Source organism: Alkalilacustris brevis, from assembly GCF_003350345.1.
GTDB classification, from domain to species: Bacteria; Pseudomonadota; Alphaproteobacteria; order Rhodobacterales; family Rhodobacteraceae; genus Alkalilacustris; species Alkalilacustris brevis.
Map to the genome: position 1 here is coordinate 1 of NZ_QNVJ01000072.1, position 2,500 is coordinate 2,500.

Annotated in this window: 1 tRNA gene and 2 rRNA genes (1 of these 3 cut by a window edge); all 3 read right to left on the reverse strand. The window is 56.0% G+C overall.

Annotation, left to right across the window (positions count from 1 at the left end):
• Positions 1-14: 14 nt before the first annotated feature.
• Positions 15-91 (reverse strand) — tRNA-Met (locus DQ229_RS11935).
• A 48-nt stretch (positions 92-139) separates the two neighbouring features.
• Positions 140-254, reverse strand: a 5S ribosomal RNA gene (gene rrf, locus DQ229_RS11940).
• Positions 255-361: 107 nt separating this feature from the next.
• Positions 362-2,500 (reverse strand): 23S ribosomal RNA (locus DQ229_RS11945); it runs 720 nt beyond the window's last position.

The window sequence follows — 2,500 nt, forward strand, 5'->3', positions numbered from 1 at the left end:
TTATTGTGGAATTTTGGTTGCGGGGGTAGGATTTGAACCTACGACCTTCAGGTTATGAGCCTGACGAGCTACCGGGCTGCTCCACCCCGCGTCAGTGATTTGTTTTTGGATCGTTTTGAGAGATTGTGTTTCTTTCCAGGTTTGGCGGCGACCTACTCTCCCACGTCTTGAGACGCAGTACCATTGGCGCGACGGCCCTTAACTTCCGAGTTCGGGAAGGGATCGGGTGTTTGGCACGTGCCATGACCACCAAACCGGGGAAGAAACACCATCAGTGCTTTTTGGGCACTATCCATGTCAAGGTCTGTGTATGCTTTCTGATTGATCCCGAGCGAGGCATATTGCCTTGCTGTTTCCGGATCGGATCAAGCCAATCGGGCGATTAGTACCGGTCAACTGAACGCATTGCTGCGCTTACATCTCCGGCCTATTGACGTGGTGGTCTACCACGGCCCTCAAGGGAGACCTTGTTTTGAGGGGGGCTTCCCGCTTAGATGCCTTCAGCGGTTATCCTTTCCGATCATAGCTACCCTGCACTGCGGCTGGCGCCACAACAGGTCCACCAGTGGATCGTTCACCCCGGTCCTCTCGTACTAGGGGCAACTCCTCTCAAGTCTCCTACACCCACGGCAGATAGGGACCGAACTGTCTCACGACGTTCTAAACCCAGCTCACGTACCTCTTTAAACGGCGAACAGCCGTACCCTTGGGACCTGCTCCAGCCCCAGGATGAGATGAGCCGACATCGAGGTGCCAAACGGTGCCGTCGATATGGACTCTTGGGCACCATCAGCCTGTTATCCCCGGCGTACCTTTTATCCGTTGAGCGATGGCCCTTCCACTCGGGACCACCGGATCACTATGGCCGACTTTCGTCTCTGCTCGACCTGTCAGTCTCGCAGTCAGGCAGGCTTCTGCCATTGCACTCAACGAGCGATTTCCGACCGCTCTGAGCCCACCTTCGCGCGCCTCCGTTACTCTTTGGGAGGCGACCGCCCCAGTCAAACTACCCGCCACACAGGGTCCCGGATCCGGATAACGGACCGCGGTTAGACATCAAGAGTGCGAAGGGTGGTATCTCAAGGGAGGCTCCACCCCGACTAGCGTCGAGGTTTCAAAGCCTACCACCTATCCTGCACATCGCAATCCTGATGCCAGTGTGAAGCTGTAGTAAAGGTGCACGGGGTCTTTCCGTCTGACCGCGGGAAGCCTGCATCTTGACAGGCAATTCAATTTCGCTGAGTCGATGTTGGAGACAGCGGGGAAGTCGTTACGCCATTCGTGCAGGTCGGAACTTACCCGACAAGGAATTTCGCTACCTTAGGACCGTTATAGTTACGGCCGCCGTTTACCGGGGCTTCAATTCGGAGCTTGCACCCCTCCTTTTAACCTTCCGGCACCGGGCAGGCGTCAGACCCTATACGTCGTCTTGCGACTTCGCAGAGCCCTGTGTTTTTAGTAAACAGTCGCCACCCCCTGGTCTGTGCCCCCCGCCACTGGTTGCCCAATGACGGGGCCTCCTTCTCCCGAAGTTACGGAGGCATTTTGCCGAGTTCCTTCAACATCGTTCTCTCAAGCGCCTTGGTATTCTCTACCGGTCCACCTGTGTCGGTTTAGGGTACGGTCTGATGGAGGGCTATTTCCGGGAACCCCTAAGCAGCCCTTCCAATCCGATAAGGAAGAACTACACTCGGGATCCGTCACATCCTCCTGGCCCTGGAATATTAACCAGGTTCCCATCGACTACGCATTTCTGCCTCGCCTTAGGGGCCGGCTTACCCTGCTCAGATTAGCTTTAAGCAGGAACCCTTGGACTTTCGGCGACAGGGTTTCTCACCCTGTTTGTCGCTACTCATGTCAACATTCTCGCTTCTGTACGCTCCACCGGTGCCTCACGGCCCGGCTTCACAGCAGTCTCCGCGTCTGCGCAACGCACCCGAGGGGGCGTTGAAGAGACATGGAGAACAGAACAGAACGCTCCGCTACCGCGTGCAGCAAGCTGCACACCCTGAGCTTCGGCTCGTGGCTTGAGCCCCGTTACATCTTCGCCGCAAGACAGCTTAAATTTAGACCAGTGAGCTGTTACGCTATCTTTAAAGGATGGCTGCTTCTAAGCCAACCTCCTGGTTGTTTTGGCCGTCTCACATGCTTTCCCACTTAGCCACGAATTGGGGGCCTTAGCTGCAGGTCAGGGTTGTTTCCCTCTTGACGACGGACGTTAGCACCCGCCGTCTGTCTGCCAGATAGTACTTTCCGGTATTCGGAGTTTGGTTAGGATCAGTAAGCCTGTGGGGCCCCATTACCCATCCAGTGCTCTACCCCCGGAAGTATTCGTCTGACGCGCTACCTAAATAGCTTTCGCGGAGAACCAGCTATCTCCGAGTTTGATTGGCCTTTCACCCCTAGGCACAGCTCATCCCGATCCTTTTCAACGGATGTGGGTTCGGCCCTCCAGTTGGTGTTACCCAACCTTCAGCCTGGCCATGCCTAGATCACTCGG